10 protein-coding genes are annotated in these 16,756 nt (G+C 47.4%); all 10 read right to left on the bottom strand.

Features of this window, described 5'->3' with window-relative positions; all coding sequences use genetic code 11:
- Window positions 1–8: 8 nt before the first annotated feature.
- Window positions 9–2,819 (bottom strand): TonB-dependent receptor, encoded by a 2,811-nt coding sequence (locus M4J38_RS05520; RefSeq protein WP_251758536.1) that lies wholly within the window; start codon window positions 2,817–2,819, stop codon window positions 9–11.
- A gap of 4 nt (window positions 2,820–2,823) precedes the next feature.
- The gene (locus M4J38_RS05515; RefSeq protein WP_251758535.1) at window positions 2,824–4,065 is read right to left on the bottom strand and encodes a 6-bladed beta-propeller; all 1,242 of its coding nucleotides are present in this window, start codon (window positions 4,063–4,065) and stop codon (window positions 2,824–2,826) included.
- A 666-nt stretch (window positions 4,066–4,731) separates the two neighbouring features.
- Entirely contained in the window at window positions 4,732–5,088 is a 357-nt protein-coding gene (locus tag M4J38_RS05510; RefSeq protein ID WP_251758534.1) for a hypothetical protein, read from the bottom strand.
- Complete coding sequence (locus M4J38_RS05505; protein WP_254004471.1) at window positions 5,067–6,215, bottom strand: 6-bladed beta-propeller; 1,149 nt, start codon at window positions 6,213–6,215, stop codon at window positions 5,067–5,069. Before M4J38_RS05505 ends, M4J38_RS05510 begins: the two co-directional genes overlap by 22 nt.
- Window positions 6,216–6,257: 42 nt before the next feature.
- The gene (locus M4J38_RS05500; RefSeq protein WP_251758532.1) at window positions 6,258–6,611 is read right to left on the bottom strand and encodes a hypothetical protein; all 354 of its coding nucleotides are present in this window, start codon (window positions 6,609–6,611) and stop codon (window positions 6,258–6,260) included.
- Between the two features lie 631 nt (window positions 6,612–7,242).
- Window positions 7,243–8,283: a PorP/SprF family type IX secretion system membrane protein gene (locus M4J38_RS05495; RefSeq protein ID WP_251758531.1), complete on the bottom strand. Its 1,041-nt coding sequence runs from the start codon at window positions 8,281–8,283 to the stop codon at window positions 7,243–7,245.
- 10 nt (window positions 8,284–8,293) lie between these two features.
- Window positions 8,294–14,278 carry a gliding motility-associated C-terminal domain-containing protein gene (locus tag M4J38_RS05490; protein WP_251758530.1) on the bottom strand — a complete coding sequence of 1,995 codons (5,985 nt, stop codon included), beginning with the start codon at window positions 14,276–14,278 and terminating at the stop codon, window positions 8,294–8,296.
- A gap of 160 nt (window positions 14,279–14,438) precedes the next feature.
- Window positions 14,439–15,152 (bottom strand): hypothetical protein, encoded by a 714-nt coding sequence (locus M4J38_RS05485; protein ID WP_251758529.1) that lies wholly within the window; start codon window positions 15,150–15,152, stop codon window positions 14,439–14,441.
- Window positions 15,153–15,179: 27 nt separating this feature from the next.
- On the bottom strand, window positions 15,180–16,007 hold the full coding sequence (locus M4J38_RS05480) for a hypothetical protein (protein ID WP_251758528.1): 828 nt from the start codon (window positions 16,005–16,007) through the stop codon (window positions 15,180–15,182).
- A gap of 176 nt (window positions 16,008–16,183) precedes the next feature.
- On the bottom strand, window positions 16,184–16,711 hold the full coding sequence (locus M4J38_RS05475) for a hypothetical protein (protein WP_251758527.1): 528 nt from the start codon (window positions 16,709–16,711) through the stop codon (window positions 16,184–16,186).
- Window positions 16,712–16,756: the final 45 nt, after the last annotated feature.

Here is a 16,756-nt window from a genome sequence, read left to right as displayed (position 1 = left end):
TTCCCCGTTTACCCATCCCTCCTTTTGATTTCCCTTTTCCCGAACTTCCTGGGGAAATAAGAGAACGTAACCAGGAAGTATTGCTGTAACCCGTTTGTAACGCTGGTGGTGGTGCCAAACTGGTTGGCGTAGTTTGAAATGTTCCGGTATTGTTTCAGCAGGTCCATGCCCGATAGTTTCAATTCGCCCTGCTGGTTCAGGAAACGGTAGGAAGCGAAGGCGTTCCAGAGTACGGTTGCTTTTTCAAGACTGGAGTTCTCTATGTTGTCTACCGTGCTGCTGAACGTGAAATTTTTGGGATGGTTCAGGGTAAGGCTCACCCGGGTGGTGTGGTTGCTGTTCTTGAACGGGGTGAGGCCCGCGGCCGTTTGTTTGGTTTGGTTCTGCTGCATGTTCCGGGACAGGTTCAGTACCAGCAACGAACGATAGGTATATTGCAGGGTAACGCGGTTGTTCAGGCTGTTGTTCTGGCTGATGGTGTAAAGCCCGTCTACATAACTGGGGTTCCTGCTCTGGTTAACTGAGCCGTTGTACGAGAGTTGTATGGAACTCTTCTGTATCCTCCTCGTGATGTTGAAATTATAGTTTGTATAAAATTGAGTACTATGGCCCGCATTGGTATAGTAGTAGATTCTTTTTCCGGAAGCATCATTGATCACGCTGTCGATGACCGGGTTCCGCGACTGCAGGTACATGGCGTTGAGAAAACTGTTTATACTGTATTTTGATTTTGGCGACTGGGTATTGAAGTTGGCGTTTAAATTCAACCGGTCGTTTACCGTATTTTTCAGGCCGGGGTTACCTACCCTGATCTGGTAAGCGTTGATGTCGTCTACAATAGTGTACAACTGGTCGATGGAAGCGTAGCTGAAATCCCTGCTGAAATTCAGGGAAGAATAATACAGGAATCGCTGCATTTTATAATACTGGTAGTTCACGGTGCCTTCATACCGAAAGAACTGAAAGTTCCGGTCGAGGTTTCTTTTGGCGATGGATGAAGTATTTCTGTCTGCATTAAAATCCTGGTACACGTGGGCGTTCAGGGAGATGGAGCGGTTGAATTTGTCCGACCATTTGTTGAAGCCTTTGGATGCCCATATGGAGGGCGTATACTTCAATACTTCGTTCCGGTTGAAGTTGGAGAGCGCTCCGTTTGCGATATAGTCGCCGCTTGTACTGTCGAAATCACTTACCCTTGTGTTGCCGGCTGAACGGCTAAAGTTGAAATACTGGGATAAGTCGAGGCTGATGCCCCAAAGGTCGAACCTGCCGAACAGCAATCGTTTCAATCCGGGGTAAGTCAGCGATCCGCCCAGGTTCAGGGTCTGGTGGTCCGTATTGTACCGGCGCACAAAAGAGGTGTCGGTACTATTATCGGTGAAGGAGTTGAATACGCTCTGTGTCTCGGTCTGGCCCCGGGCGTTGCCCTGTTGGAGATTCAACTGTAGATTGATCGCTTTCAGCGGATCATACTCGTCCGATTTGGAGAAGGAAAATTCCATTCCGCTGTTGTCTGTTCTGCTGTTCCGGAAGGACCGGTTGGTATTGGTGCTTTGCAGTGCGCCGCCCGCGTCCATCACGGTGGTGGTTCTGTTGGTGTTGCCCGCTCCTTTGTTAAAAGCCGCGGTGCCGGTCAGTTTCAGGTTGTTGTCGTAACCGGTGGTTTTTTCATAGTTCAGGGAGAGGTCGTGCCGGTCTGTGTTAAGAAATTGCACGCCTTCTTCCCGTATCATTTGGGGGTTGGCCGCGGTGGTCCTGTTCTGCAGCAAAAGATCCGTGGTATAGTTGTCCGTTCCTGATTTGTTGTAGGTGAACACGGCGCTGTTGCGTTCCCGGCTGTTTTGGGATTCGATGAAATTATGGGTGAGCAAACCGCCAATGGAGTGGTTTTTGTTGATGCCCTGCCCGCCAAAATAGCTGACGTTGTAGAGGTTTGGATTGAAATTCCTGTAGGTATTGGTCATCAGCATGTCCATCAGGTTGCCGATGCCTTTGTTGGTATTGTTGTATCCGCCACCCAGCGCCAGGCTGCTCCTTTTATTGTACACCTGGAAGCTGAGGTCCGATTCGAACCGGTCGCTGGTGCCATAACCCGCGCCCATTTTTCCGAAGTAGCCTTTCTTGCTGCTCTCCTTGAGTTTCACGTTCATGTTGAGTATGGAGTCCTGCGGTTGCTTCTGCCTGCCGATATTCGCCCTGTCGTATTCCTGGTACACCTGAATCTTTTCGATGGCGTTCTTGGGGAGGTTCTGCGTGGCGAAGCGGGGATCAGAAACGCCCAGGAAGGGTTTTCCATCCACATAAAAGTTCTGCACTTTTCTTCCGTTCACCGTAATGGTACCGTCGGACCAGATGGTAATGCCCGGCACTTCATTCAGCAATTCTTCCACAACGGCATCGGGCCTCATTTTAAACGCAGCGGGGTTGATCTCGAGCGTATCGCCGTTCATGCGGATAGGCGCCGCGGCCGTAACAATTACGGCGTTGGAGTCATCTACGTTAATGCTGAGGAAGATATTCAGCGTATCGCCGGATGGTTTTTCCAGTGTTACCGTAGTGAAGAATTCTTTGTAACCCGCATAGGAAACAGTGAGCTTCATCGGTTTGTTCAAAGGAAGTTTATCGAAAGAGAAAACGCCATCTTTATCGGAAAGTTTGTATCCGATGAGTGTGGAGTCATTTTGGAACAGACTTACCGTAGCCAGTTCCATAGATGTTTTGGTGAGTGAGTCGAGTACGGAGCCCGTCAGTTTTCCCGTTTGGGCTAATGTCGTTGCGACCCAGAACAACAGGAGCAGCGCGATGTGTATGCGTTTCATAGGATCAGCTTTTCAGTTTAAAGGATACGACAACAGGGCTTTCCGGGGAAGGATTGCTTTGGAGGTACGCTTTCAGTTCAGGTGGCGGTACCGCTTCTTTGTGTTTTTCAAAGAAAGCCTGTAAATCGCCTGCTTTGATCAGGTTGAAAAATGCGCCATCGCGCAGGGCACTGCCGTATCCGCCCATCAGATTCAGGTTATAATGGGTGCTGTCTCCTTTGATGTTCGCGGTTTTGTACGTGGTGTTGTTGGCTTTGTTGTAGATATAGGTCCCGAAGTTAGAGAGGTACCTGATGCCGAAGAAGATCAGCCTGGGTGTTTCATAAAAACTGAAGGGCTGGTGGAGCAGCATGGCGTTGTTCTGGTTGAAGTTGGTCCGTTCTGAATTATTTTTGAAGGTCCTGGAATAAAAATCGGGGGGCAGTTTGTTTTCCAGGGGCAGCACCAGTTGATATATGGGGGCAAGGCTATCCCGCACCAGTTTATAAATCGTATCACAGAATGGCCGGGTTACGTAGCGGACGTAAGGCGTATCGGTTTCAGAGAAATAAGCGCTTTCTTCCGTAAACGAGAACCTGGGTTCATTGATGTGGTTGTACGGGAAAAAGCTTTTGATCACCTTATCGTGACGGATGAGCTGCACTTCGTAACTCAGGCTGTCTTTGTAAAGGTTGCTGGTGGTGATTTTTCCTTTCAGGAAGTGGTCGTCGTAAAAATGAACCGTTCTGGCCACTTCGTGGAGTTCCGGCAACATCTTTTTCAGGGTGAAGGTAGTGTCGTTCAGATCGATGACATACTTTCTATAGTATTTACGGTTCCTGGGGTTGTTCCAGTTTATTTCGATGCTGATGGCATCTTTAGGCGTGAGGTTGAAATTCTTGTTGCCGCCGAAGAAAACGACCTGGTTGGTTTCTTCCCTGTATTGCGGGTAGAAGTTATTGCCCAGCCGCTTGAACTGAATGGTGCTCACCAGTTTTCCCTGCTTGTTGTAAACGAAGATGTTCTTTTTGGGATAATCGGTGAGCAGGAAATAATCAGGGGTTACCTGGATGTTCATGTTCAATCCCATGGCAACTTTCGACAAAGGCTCCAGCGGAACGAACTTCACGGAATCGATAAAGTTCGATTGCTTCTCGTTGCCCACCGCTTTGGGGTTAATGTAAAGTTTTTGCAGCTGGGGCCATACCGTAGAGGATAACAACAACAGACATGCTGATAAGGACAGGTTTAACAGGTTCTTGCGCATAAAAGGGGTTAACGGGCCGAAAATAAGGAGAAAAACTTCATAAGATGCGATGGGGATTGAAATTTCCGATGATTGAAATGAGTTTATTCCATTTTTATAATGACATATCTTCCGCGATGCTTTTAAGGTATGATTCTGTAAGTGAGACGTTTGACTTATCCGGAAAGTGAACATCTTGAATAGTACGGCTACGCGGATCATAAATGAAAAAATAGGAGTGATGCTGCGTTTCAGGATAAATGTTTATCGCATGTAAAGAATGATACACTTTTTTAAGTTCCGGAAAATTTTCCCGCCATACCACCACATCTTTTAGGGTGGGGTAATTTGAAAGGACAAAAACTTTATTAAGGAGACCATTGTCTTTGAATTTTGTAACCAACAAATGGTATACACTATCTGTACACATTTCACATCCATAGTAATTATGTCTGAATATCAGCATCGGGTACCTGGATTCATGCAACGTAAATGTATTAACCTTGCTTGTGGGCAGCGCCTCCTCGCATGTGATGTTGATGTCTTTGTAAGATAAAGGAAGGCTGGGTGTTTCTTTATTATTTGCAGTATTTGTATTTGAAATGGGGGTGTTCCTGTTGTTGGAGGAGCATTTCAAAAAAACAAAAGACAGGATGATAAGCGGTAAAATCTTCACGGCAATGAAGGTTATTTCTTTAGAATTGTAAGGGAGTCGCCCTGCAGCATTAGCGTGTATTGGGTTTGGTTGTCGCAATCAACCACCTGGCAGGTTATTTGTTTCGACCCATTCACACGCTCACAGAGGTAGGCATAGTTCCCGTTGTTTTGAAATGACAAACTAAATTCAATATTTGTACTGTCTCCCTTCTTTTTGAGTAACTTGTAGTTTTTTGTTTCTTCAAATGTACATCTTACCTGTGTTCTCTTTAGTCCGGCATGAATTTCTCCTTCTTTTACAGGGCCTTTATCAACGCGTTTCTGTGCGCAGCAAACTGCGGAAAAAGTGACGAGACCCAAGGCGATTAGTTTAATAAAATCTTGCATAAAATTGGATTACTTAAGCTGTTGATATTTGAAAATACAGGAGAGATTTTTTCTAGAGCATTTCTGTAGGAGCTGTCGGTTATCAGCCGGTTAGTATTAAGATAACTGATGACTGTATTGTCGTCGTTATTGTCGTAAAACCAGTCGTAAGGCAGTTGGAAGGAAGCTTTTTCAAGAACAAATGCACGAGTGTTGTAAATTACTTTACTTTTTGCCCTGTCGTACAAAACAAAGAAATCGTCAGCCCCTTCATTGATATAACTAAAGAATAAATATTTTTTGTTTGCATATAGAATATCCGCTTTAGCAGATTCTTTTTTGTTTTGTAGGTACTCTATTCCATTGGAAAGGAAGTGTCGATCGCTGAACCTGTTGCCGGAAGGTTCCCGCTGGTATTTTATTTTATAGCGAATTACATTAGCGCCGTTTGGCTTGTCAAACACATTGATTTCGTCATTGGCAAATTCGTTCACCAGCACTTCGCTCCCGTTGTCTGTGAAAATATTTGAGGGAAGAATGGGTACGTAATCTTCAATCATAGATTCATTGTAAGGCATTTCGGTGTGGCACCTTATAAGTTTATCTGAATCTATTCTATAGAAGCATGTTCTGCCAAAATTTCCCGTCCGATCTCCAGCGTAATTGTTGTATCCGATAATTGTATTGTTGGAGACGAAAGCGATTGCCCTGGGAAAGATATCCGGGAATTGGTATGTTTTCTCAAGGGTTCCGTCTAAGGAGAATTTTTGTAGCGCACCATTTGCATTTGAGAGCAGGTAAATCCTTTTTTCGTGGTATAATACATCATCGATCTGTCCGGTTCTGATTCTCTTTCTGAATTCACCCTTGTCGTCAAATATGAAAACTGACCGGGCTATTCGTTTATCAAGAATAATAAAGGTTGAATCTTTGTGTATTATTTTATCTATGTGTGAAATTAGGAAATCAGAATTCGTTTCCAGTGGAACAAATTCGATTTTTTTCACAATAGAGTCGGCGTATTCAAAAGTCTTGTTGCTGAACGGTACATAAATCTGTTGATCACTTCTTTCCGTCTTGCAGGAAAGAAGTAATATCGGTGCGTATAAGAAAAAAAATGTCAGCGCGCTGTTTCTTTTGTTCTTCATCTGATAGAATGCCGGCAGGATGAACTGCCGGCATTTTTTGTTTTAAGGAAGTGTATTAAGAAGTGTCATCATTGTCTGTCCCTGACAGTTTATCAATTGACAGGTTACGTTACTGCCGCCAAGAGCACATTCAGTTCTGCTCTGCGTACCCCCTCCGAATGATATGGTAAATGCTCCAACTTGTGTACCTCCTCCGTTTTGGTGTGATATACCGGAAACGGATATTGTACGCACTTCGTCCGTACACTTATATTGTGCTTTCTTGAAGTGCGTTTCGTATGAAGTCGAAATTAAAGTAGTATTAGGCGGTACAGGATTTTGAGCCATAACAGATAGTGAAACGGCTATGACGGGAAGCGCAATTAAACTTCCTACAAGAATTTTTTCTCTTTTCATATTTGTGTTTTTTGGTTAAATGGTTGTTGTACAAGATATAGGGTACGCAATTCACTGATTTGTTTGCCTTAGTCAGGAATGCACATCAGTATAAATAATACATCACCATTGCAATCAATTACTTCACACCGGTTTTGATTACCGCCTACTGCGCATTCATAATGGTAGCTTGTCTCGAATGTTGTAATTATATGAGATGCATTAGCGGCCAATGATGTACATCTGTACCTTGCATGTTTCCATTGGCAGGGCGCTGGCGGTGTGGGTGGTTGAGCAAGGCAAAAAACAGAGAGGTGTACAAAAAGTACAAAAAGAAAAAACTTACTTGCCAAATGAAAATAGCTGTAATTTGAAGAAGTGCCGGCTGAGACGCAGGACAACATAGAATAAGATTTAAGGTTTCTAAACGAAGTCAAGTTAATTAAAAGGTGAGAAATATAAATACCCATGCAAAAAATGTAAAACCATGGATAAAATATTGCCACAACCTACCCCGTTTAATGGGTTGATCTAAAACTTTAGGTAGTGCCAATGCTTAGGTTCATAAAATTGCCTTCCAGGCACAATCCAGAACTTATAATAAGACTCAGGCATTCCTGGCTTTCTCCTTCATAACAGCTCCGGTCTTTGCTCACCTTGGGCACCAAACCTGCCTCAAAGTAGAATTCCGCATGTTTAAAAATCCTTTATACGAAAGCGTTAGTTCAAACGCGTTCTTAATCCTGGAAGCTACCGCAAGCTGACTGATATTCGCATCATAGCTAAAGCCCATAACAAGGTTATAATACTCCAGTTTAATCACCGGCACCACAGCATCGGCCCATCGGTGGATAATACCGACTGTAATGCCTGTTTTAAGGTCCTGGTCCAGGTCGTGCTGATAAAAATCGTGGGTAAACAAGGCACCTATCTGGAACAACGAATTGCCGGTTTGCTTAAAATAGTCGGCGTAAAAAGTGAACCTGTCTTCCGCGCTGGTGGGTATAACGGACCCGGCATTCGCGCTGATTTTTTTATTGTATTTCATGCTGATGGTATCCTGGAAATAGGGCACCGCTTCTTTTTGAGCAATATTAAAAATGGCTGCTCCTATATAGTATCGGCTGTCTGTAGCATCCAGCCCGCCATAATTGTACGAAAGGCCCAACGATACGCCGTTAAAATAACTGCGGTTGCTGAAATTGAATTTCTGGCCGGAACTGCCCGTAACCGTACCGTTAACAAACTGGTCATCGAAAGTAAGGCCCGATCTGTCGAAGCTATGGTGTACCGCTGAACCCGCGAACGCGACCGATACATACGAGTTCGCATCGTGTTGAATGGGCAGGTGAAGATTTACAACAGGCATGAGCTGCGTTTTACTGAGTTTTGAATCTCCGGCCACATCCCGGTCTACCTGTAGTCCTGTACTTAAACGTACCGCTCTGTTTTCATCGGAAGGCAACTTGAATTCCGCGCCTACCGATACTGTTTTGTAAGGCGTGGTGATGCCGTTCCATTGTGTTCTGAAAGCGGTAGCTACTTTGATATCGCCCAGGAACATGCCCGTGAGGGCGGGGTTGCGCAACATGGGCATTTCATAAAACTGGGAATAGTGGAAGTCCTGGGCGAAGCCCGCGTTGCTGCCGGAGCAGCAGATGATCACCAGTAATAACCGTAAAAATATTTTCATGTTCCTTGTTTTAGCGTAACAGTGTGACGTTGCCATGATAAGCATACGTAGTGCCGTTTTCACAAACCACCTCAGCCGTATACACGTATACCGCCGGTATGCCTCTTTGCCCTTTAATGGTGCCGTTCCATCCAAAAGCTGGGTTGTTGGGCGTGAAATTGTATTTCTCAAAAACGACTTCTCCATACCGGTTGAAGATGCGGAACGATTTCACGGAGGCGATGCCGGTGGCCCTTACCATGAAAATATCATTCTGCCCGTCGCCATCCGGTGTAAACGCGTTGGGTATGAACACCTGGGCATTCTGGCAGAACGCTTTGATACAGATGCTGGCGGTATCGCTGCAACCATAAATGTTGGTGGCTTTTACCTGGTAGCAAACGTCTCTTTTCACCGTAGCCACGGCACTGTCGCAACCATTGCCGTAGCAGGTAAGATCGGTGGCGGGCGTCCATGAATAGGACTGCATGGGCAATACATTCGGCGCGCTGCTGTTGAGTATGATAGGCTTGAGGGGCATTAACGTGCCTGTTTGCGCGGTAACCAGTCCGGGACGTAATACGATCTCAGGGTAATTTCCGATACGAATTAAAGTGTCTGTTTGTGCGCTGCAGCCTGTTACCGGTGAAGTGGCTGTAATGGTATACAGGCCGCCATCATTTACGGTAACGCTGCTGATGCCTGTGTTCTGCACATTTATCGGCGTGCTGAAACCCGGTCCTGTCCAGGTATAGTTAAGCTGCGGGCTGTTCCCCGGCATACTGCTGTTGGCGCGGAGCGGCAACTCATCTCCTACGCAGAGTGGGGTCCTAGTGACAACAACAGGTTTGGAAGGCGCCTGCTTTACGGTAACGATGAAAGATGTTTCAACGGACCGGCAATTCCCTTGCAAGGCATACACCACATAGAAGCCGGCTTTTTGCTCCAAAGGCGGCGCCAGCGCGATCGTACTGCCTGAAGTTGTATGGTTGCTGTTGCCAAATGCAGGACCGGCCCAAACATAGCTAACGGGAACACTGCCATTGGGATCGCCGCTGCCTAAAACACCGGGTACCGACAAAGCCGTTAGCCTGAGCGTATCATTACTGCACAGGTTGGTATTATATCCCGCGGCTGGTATCCCCGGTGGAGTGGGATCCTTTAACACATAGGGGCCTGCGAGTGTATTGGAAATGCAGCCGTTCAGCACCACCCTTATATTGCTGTAAGTACCCGCGGTGAGGGCTATGCGCAGTTCGCCCGCGGCATTGGTGCTGCCGGTAACCGGGCCTGTTGTGTTGCCGGAGTAGTCTTTGTTGTAATAAATTTCGAAAGCCGCATTGGCAATGGGTATCGTACTATTCAAACTGGTAACGGTAAGTATAACCGCTCCTGATGGAATGCCGCAATCCGTAGGATCTTTAAGGGCGTTAAAGCTGATCACCGGGGTTGGCTTCACCACTACCACTACCTTCTTTTTAGGGCTTTCACAATTGTATGCGTTCACCTGACTCACGAAATAAATGAATTGGGCGGGTATTGCCGTTGACGGTGTGGGTGCGGCAGGCAGTAATTGCCCGTTGTCATCATACCATATCAGCCAGTGGCCCGGCGCGGTACCTGCGGTAAGCGGTACTACGGGAGCAGCCTGGCAATATTTAATTGTATCATCAACAACCGGTAACGGCGATATCGGATTCACCGTAAGCTGCATCACCACGGGTGGTCCTGCACAGGGATTCTGTGCGGGATTAACAGGAACGACTTGTATACTTAAGGTCTGACTGGTGCTGCCTGTGTTGGTAAAACGCAGGGATACAGCCGTGGCCGGCGCCGCAATATTTCCCGACGAAATGCCCGCTACGCCCGGGGGTAATGCCCCTGTTACCGACCAGTTTACACTGATATTGGCCAAAGAAGGCGTGATCCCGAAAACCGCTGTTTCCCCTGAACAAATAGTTTGCGCGGGATTAACCACGCTTATGGCAGGAGCTTCCGTGATGGTCACGCTGGTTGAAGTCCTAAGCACAAAGCAAGGAGGAGCAGGGGTGATTGTATAAGTTACAGTATAAGTGCCGGGCATGCTTAAAGAAGGATTGATGGCGCCTGTAACACGATCTAAAGACAATCCGGGGCCTGCGGTGTACACGCCTCCCGTATTGCCTGTTCGGGTAACGGGTTGTACCTGTGTAATGCCATTGCAGTAAGGAGAACCCGGATAGCTAATACTAGCCGTGGGGGAACTGTTCACCACCACGGTGGCCGAAGTGGTAAACGCGGGGCATCCTCCCGCGCCGGTAATGGTGTAGGTAATGGTATAGGTGCCTGCCGTGGCGTTTGAAGGCGTTATCGTGCCGGTATTGGCATCAATACTTAACCCCGAAGCTGGTTGTATGGAATACGTGCCACCAGTGGTGCCCGTTTGTACAACGGCAACAGGATTATTGGGTGTAGCGGATGTGTTGGCCACATTACACAGTACAGCCGGATAAGTGATGTTGGCTGAAGGCGCCTGCGTGATTTGAACAGTAGTCTTAGTCTCAAAGCCGGGACATGGTGCCGAAGGCGCAATGGTGTAAGTAACCTCATACGTGCCGGGTGTACTTTGCAGGGTGTTGATGGCGCCGGTAGCAGCATCAATCACTAAGCCCGTGGGTGTGGCTGTATACGTACCCCCGGCATTGCCTGTTCTGGTGACCGCGGCAATACCGGCGGAAGAACATAACGGAGAGGTGTACCATATGGTAGCTGTAGGCGTACCATTCACATTTACGGTGGCCGACGTGGTAAAGGTGTTGCATCCGCCCGCCGCCGCAACGGTGTAAGTAATAATGTAGGTGCCGGGCGCAGCGCCCGAGGGGTCCAGCGTTCCTGTAACGGCATCAATTTTTAAACCCGTGGCAGGCGCTATTGAATATATTCCTCCTGTAGTACCGGTGTGCGTTACCGGCACGGGTAAGTTGGGCGTGGAAGGAGTGTTGGCTACATTACACAACGTGGCCGGGTAATTTATACTGGCGGAAGGCGGCCGCGTAATTATAATATTGGCGGTGGCTGAAGTGCCGGGGCATGCAGCCGAAGGCGCAACGGTATAGGTTATGGTATAAGTGCCTGGCGTACTTAAAGAAGGGTTGATGGTGCCCGTGGTGGCATTGATGGCTAGGCCCGCGGCGGCGCTATAGGTGCCGCCCGTAGTGCCGGAAAGCGATACGGGTACTGCGGTCACGGATGCGCATACCGGACCTGCATAGCTGATTTGCGCAGTAGGCGCGGGCTGTATGGTTACATTGGCGGTAACTTTATAATCAGCACATCCGGCGGTGTTCGCGATGGTATAGGTAATGGTATAAGTACCAGGCGTTGCGCCCGCAGGGTTGATGGTGCCCGAAGCGGCATCAATGGTCAGACCAGTAACCGGTGCAATAGAATAGGTGCCTCCGGGTGTGCCGGTGCGTACAACGGCAACAGGCGGATTGGGCGTAGCGGCGGTGTTGGCTACATTACAAAGTTCCGCCGGGTAACTGATGCCTGCGGAAGCCGCGTTCCCCTGGTTGATGGTAACCGTGGTGGTGGTGCTGAACGCAACGCAGGGAGGCGATGCAGCAACCGCGTAGGTTACCGTGTACGTGCCGGGTGTACTTGCCGTGGGCGAAATAGTGCCTGTAACGGCATCTATTACGAGCCCGCCAGGGCTGGCCGTAAAAGTTCCTCCCGTTGTACCGGTGAGTTTAACCGGTGATGTAGCGAGGGTGTTGCAAATAGGGGATCCTTCATATTTTATTTCCGCGTTGGCCGAAGGCGTAACAGCAACAACATATTGTTTGGCAGGACCCGTGCAGCCATTCACCGTAGCAGCCATGGTATAGGTGATGGAACCGGGGGAAGCGCCGGTCACCTCATAAATACGTGAAGGAATATTGGTGGTCCCTGATGCAGGACCGATAGGCGTTACACCTGAATATACGGCCTGCCAGCTGAAGCTGGCGCCCGGCATGTTCGATGTTAAGTTAATGGCGGGAGCTGTTCCTTTTGAACAGATGGTAGCAGATAGCGGCGTTGTGGTAATCTCCGGAGATTGTTTGAAGCAGAGCTGCAGCGTCTTTGAATTGGGGGGATTACAATTCCCGTTCACAGTAACGGTTATATTATAGCACCGGAATGTTTTGAACCTTATGCTGGGATAATCAATATTGCTCGCGGTTATAAATTCATAATCAGCGGCGGGCCCGTCTACCGTCCACGACCAGGAGGTGATGGCGGGCGTGGCGGAGGAGGTGCTGTAAGTGGGTTTAAAAGGCGCCTGTGAAAAATCAATGGTCTCATTAAGTGGTCCGGTTCTACACAGGCTGGTGTTGGCCGGTGAAAAACTTACGAACGGAGCGCCATTCACGGTTACCGTGCGCGCAGCGGAAGAATATGTTCCGCAACTGTTGGTGATGTTTTGTACAATCGTGTAAACGCCCGCGTCAATAAATGTAATGGTTGGATTGGGCGTATTTGGTCCGTTGATGGTGAAGCCTGTGGAGGGAGAAATGGTCCAGGAATAGACCGGGCGCTGACAGCCGCCCGCATTGGCATTCGACTGGTCGGTAACCGACACGCTTTGATTGCTGCAAATGGTGGTGGCACTAACGTTGAATGCCGCCGTTAGCGGTATTTCCACGCCTACCGTTTTCTCCTTCGTTGAAACAGTGGGACAGCCTTCAGGGTTTTGTACCTGTAATCTTAACGACCAGCAGCCGCGTTCGGTTACAACATTGGCCGGTATAGATAAATTTCCGGTTACACTATTAACCCAGGCGGCAGGCGCGTTTTGGTAAGTAGACGAAGAGGGCTTTTTGTACTGCCAGGTACTCACAAATGATCTTACGCAAACAGCACCGCTTCCGTAATACCCGCCAATGGAAGTGTTCGTGGCGTTGATGCCCGAACTGTTACATACGGCCTGCGGCACAATAAAATCAGCTTCCGGAGGTGTGCTCGCGTTCACAAAAGATTTCTTCTGCGAATTGGTGGTGTAATCCGCGCAATTATTCGCAAGCCCTTTGTTGAATAATTGCAGGTCCACCGCGAATGCCCTGTTGTTATTGTTGTTGGGGTCAGGTATGGAAAACGAAGAGTTACAGGTGGGACTGGTAAAAATATGCGACAACAAAGGATTGACCATCAGCGAATCTTGCGTGTAGGTTTCAGTCGCGCTTCCATCACCATAAGCGATCGTGTATTTGGAACCCGGGTAGTTGTCGTTGATGCCATCGATCCTGAACTGTACCGGAGAGCCGGTACATACCTGCTCGGAAGACAGGTTGGTGAGTCCGGTACCATTCCGCGCAACCAATACCACATAGGAAAATACCGACGTGACACCGTTCTGGGTTTTAACCAGTTCCACCATGTAGTAACCAATAGGCAGGCTGCCAATCTCCACGTTCCCCGCATTAACGGGCAATACCGACCTTACGGTTCCTGTACTGTTAATGAGGTTCACGGTCCAGGAAACAGCGGGATCATAATCCTTGATGTCAAAACTCATGACAAGGGAACTGGCGCCGCTTTGCATGTTCAGGTAACCGAAAAAATTGCTGTTGCCGAGGCATTTCACGGGCATCGTTACCGGGGCCACGGCTTCTATGGAAGGCCTGGCAAGTTGTGGCCCCGCTATGATCCTGAATGGACTGGTGGGAGCGGAAATTATATTTCCTGCGCTTCCAACAATCCTCAACCTGTAATTATTGCCCGCCGGTGTACCCGCAGGTATTACACCGTTGATGACGGGTACAAAAAAATCTGCCACCGTGCCTATGTCTACAGGAGCCGCGAAACTGCCTGCCGCATTGGACAATTGCAGCGTAAACGTATTACCAATCTTGAACAGGTTAGGAATAAAATGTAACGACACCCCTGAACCTGGCGCGTAAGATGGTGTATTGTCAAATCTGACGAGTTGAATGGTTTGTCCGGAAGAAACAGCAAAAAGAAAGATAAGGGGAATTAAAGTATAAATCCTTTTCAACATTACTCATAAGTATTTAGGGTGGTACTTAATAAGTATTGGAGTTTAAAGGGAGTAGTAAATTAGTGCGAATACTGCCGTTGCGCCTAAACTAAGCATAGTTTCCGGGAAGTACAAGTGATATATGGTGTTTTTTTGTTTGTATTGATTTTATCTTATCCTGCTATTTTGTTTTTCTTACCCACGAGCCATTTACTTTCATATATTTTTCTATTCCATCTTCTTTTGTTCCGGAATCCGTACCGTATCCGTTTACACCCACTTCCCGCAGGATATCGATTTCTTCGTTGCTGATCCATGTAGCGTTGGCGGGCCCCCAGGATTTTTCCGGGAACATTTTATCGGCGGTATTCAGCGCCAATGTTAACTTCCAGCTATTGCCCCGGTTCTCCCATATTTCAAACCGGTTGGCGTCCATTAATGTGGCCTGGTCGCTGGAGAAACTCGCGAAACTTTTTTTATCGGGGGAGAAAATAAGCGGCATATTGGTGACCTCATACCGCTCACCATTTTCCCTTTCAATCAGGAGATAGTTTTCCCATTCCCATCCTGATTTCCTTACAACATAAAGGCCGCCTTCTTCATAATACCCCGCGAAAGTGTAAATTATCGTTTGGGTTTCATCTATTTTCGATTGCAGCGCCACTTCTTTTCCCTGAGCGGTTTTAATAACGAGGTTCAGGCTGTCTTTCCTGATTACTTCACCCCGCCCACAACTTGCGATCAGCAAGGCTTCCTTTTCGGCCGGTAACATGTCACGGTTATTCAGCAGGCTGTCCATGAGGGGCCTGCAACCATTTCCATTGGAATTGCAGGATTGGAGCGCCGCGATAAAAAGGGACAGGTAAATGATACGGAGGAAGCATGTTTTTTTCATCTGAACGATTGTTTTAACAGGACTTGATTATTGCAGGGAAGGCTTTTTCATTTCGTCCCACTTCATTTCTTTGGCGAGTTTATTGTAGGCTTCGATGTTGCTGTTCAGACCATAATATCCGTTTGATACTAAACTCTGCAGGTTTTCCAGCGTAGACTTTACTCTATAGCCTTCGTAATAATCATTTTTTGAATACTCCTGTACCATTGGTCCGGTTTTCTGTATGAAGGCGTTAAGTGATTTAAGCAGTCCGGAGGCTTGGTCCAAGCCGGTGGGCTGCGTTTCGATCATGCTTTTCCTTAAATCTGCCAACTCCTTTATCTGCGCGTTGTCCGGCGATTTTTTCTGAATGAATGCTATTATGGATGAAACACCATCGGTTACGGACTTGTGAAAGCGTGATAGTTCTGATGTGAGTTCTTTTTCAATTGCTTTTTTCTTCAAATCGTACACTTCCTCTTTATTATCATAATCATACTTTCTGAAGATCACAGTATCGTGGCCGTTCATGAAACTGAAATCCGTCACGATCTCCATCTTATCGTTATCCAGGGAGACGATTTTCATGGAACCGCCGGCTCTTCCACCTTCCTGTACAACAACGGATTTGCCGTCGGAGGCCAGCGTATATTCAGCGCTGCCTTTGATAACGTCATCCCTGTAAACATTGAATTTGCCACCTTCCAGAAACTCTATGGCTTCTTTTCTATCGTATGCCATGATGGTGAACGCGGTTTTTTCTTCTTCAGAGCCGTACTTGTCCACGGGCTTCCATTTGCCGAGGATGGCTTTGTCGGGGTCGCTACCACAGGAGCTAAGCGTAGCTATGGCGGCGAATAAAAAAAATCTTTTCATATCTCATGAATTTTAAAACTTATGAAGGGTAAAGGGCCGATAACATGGATGCACCTCGGAGCGGCTGCAAACGGCCCCGTTCCGCCTTAAAGCCTATCTGCCGCATGATCGTTGTTGGCTGTAGATTTTCTTGTTGTGGGTGCAACAAGGTGAGAAGGCTTTGATGTCGGTGGAAATCAGCCTTCACTCAGTATACAGGAGCAGGCTTCTTTGTATTTTTCCTGTTGCTTTTCCGTAAAAACATCATGGTATTCCGCGCTTTTTTCTCCATATACCCGTATGGCGGTCGGCGCTTTTGTAGTCAGTATTTGCCTTTCTTCCGCCGTGGTGATCAGGCCGAATTTTACGTTGATCAAATCCGGTTTCAAAGCCACTTTATTGTTGTCGACGGTACCTGAACCCACCGCTTTGAACACATGTTTTGAGCCGTCGTTGAAACCTATCAGCACGCTGTCGATATTCAGATAGACAACATTTGTGTTACTATTGTCCAGCAACGCCATTACGCTTTTCCGGGCGTAAGATACCACAAGGCTGTCTCCATCTTTTGCCAGAAAGAAATTGCCTATCCGGCCCGGGGCCGCCACCATTTGTAACACCTTTCCGGTTTGCTTATCGGTGGATTTTTGGAATTTGCAATTTTTCTTTTGGGCGGAAGTAAAGAGGGGGAGGAGGAGCAGACAAAAATAAACAAGGGATTTCATGTTGATTCGGGGTTTAATTGAAAAATGGTTTTATAATGACGGTTG

It is taken from the genome of Parasegetibacter sp. NRK P23, from assembly GCF_023721715.1.
Lineage (GTDB): Bacteria > Bacteroidota > Bacteroidia > Chitinophagales > Chitinophagaceae > Parasegetibacter.
Note: the sequence above shows the minus strand (reverse complement) of the source record. Positions and strands in the feature narration are given on the sequence as shown.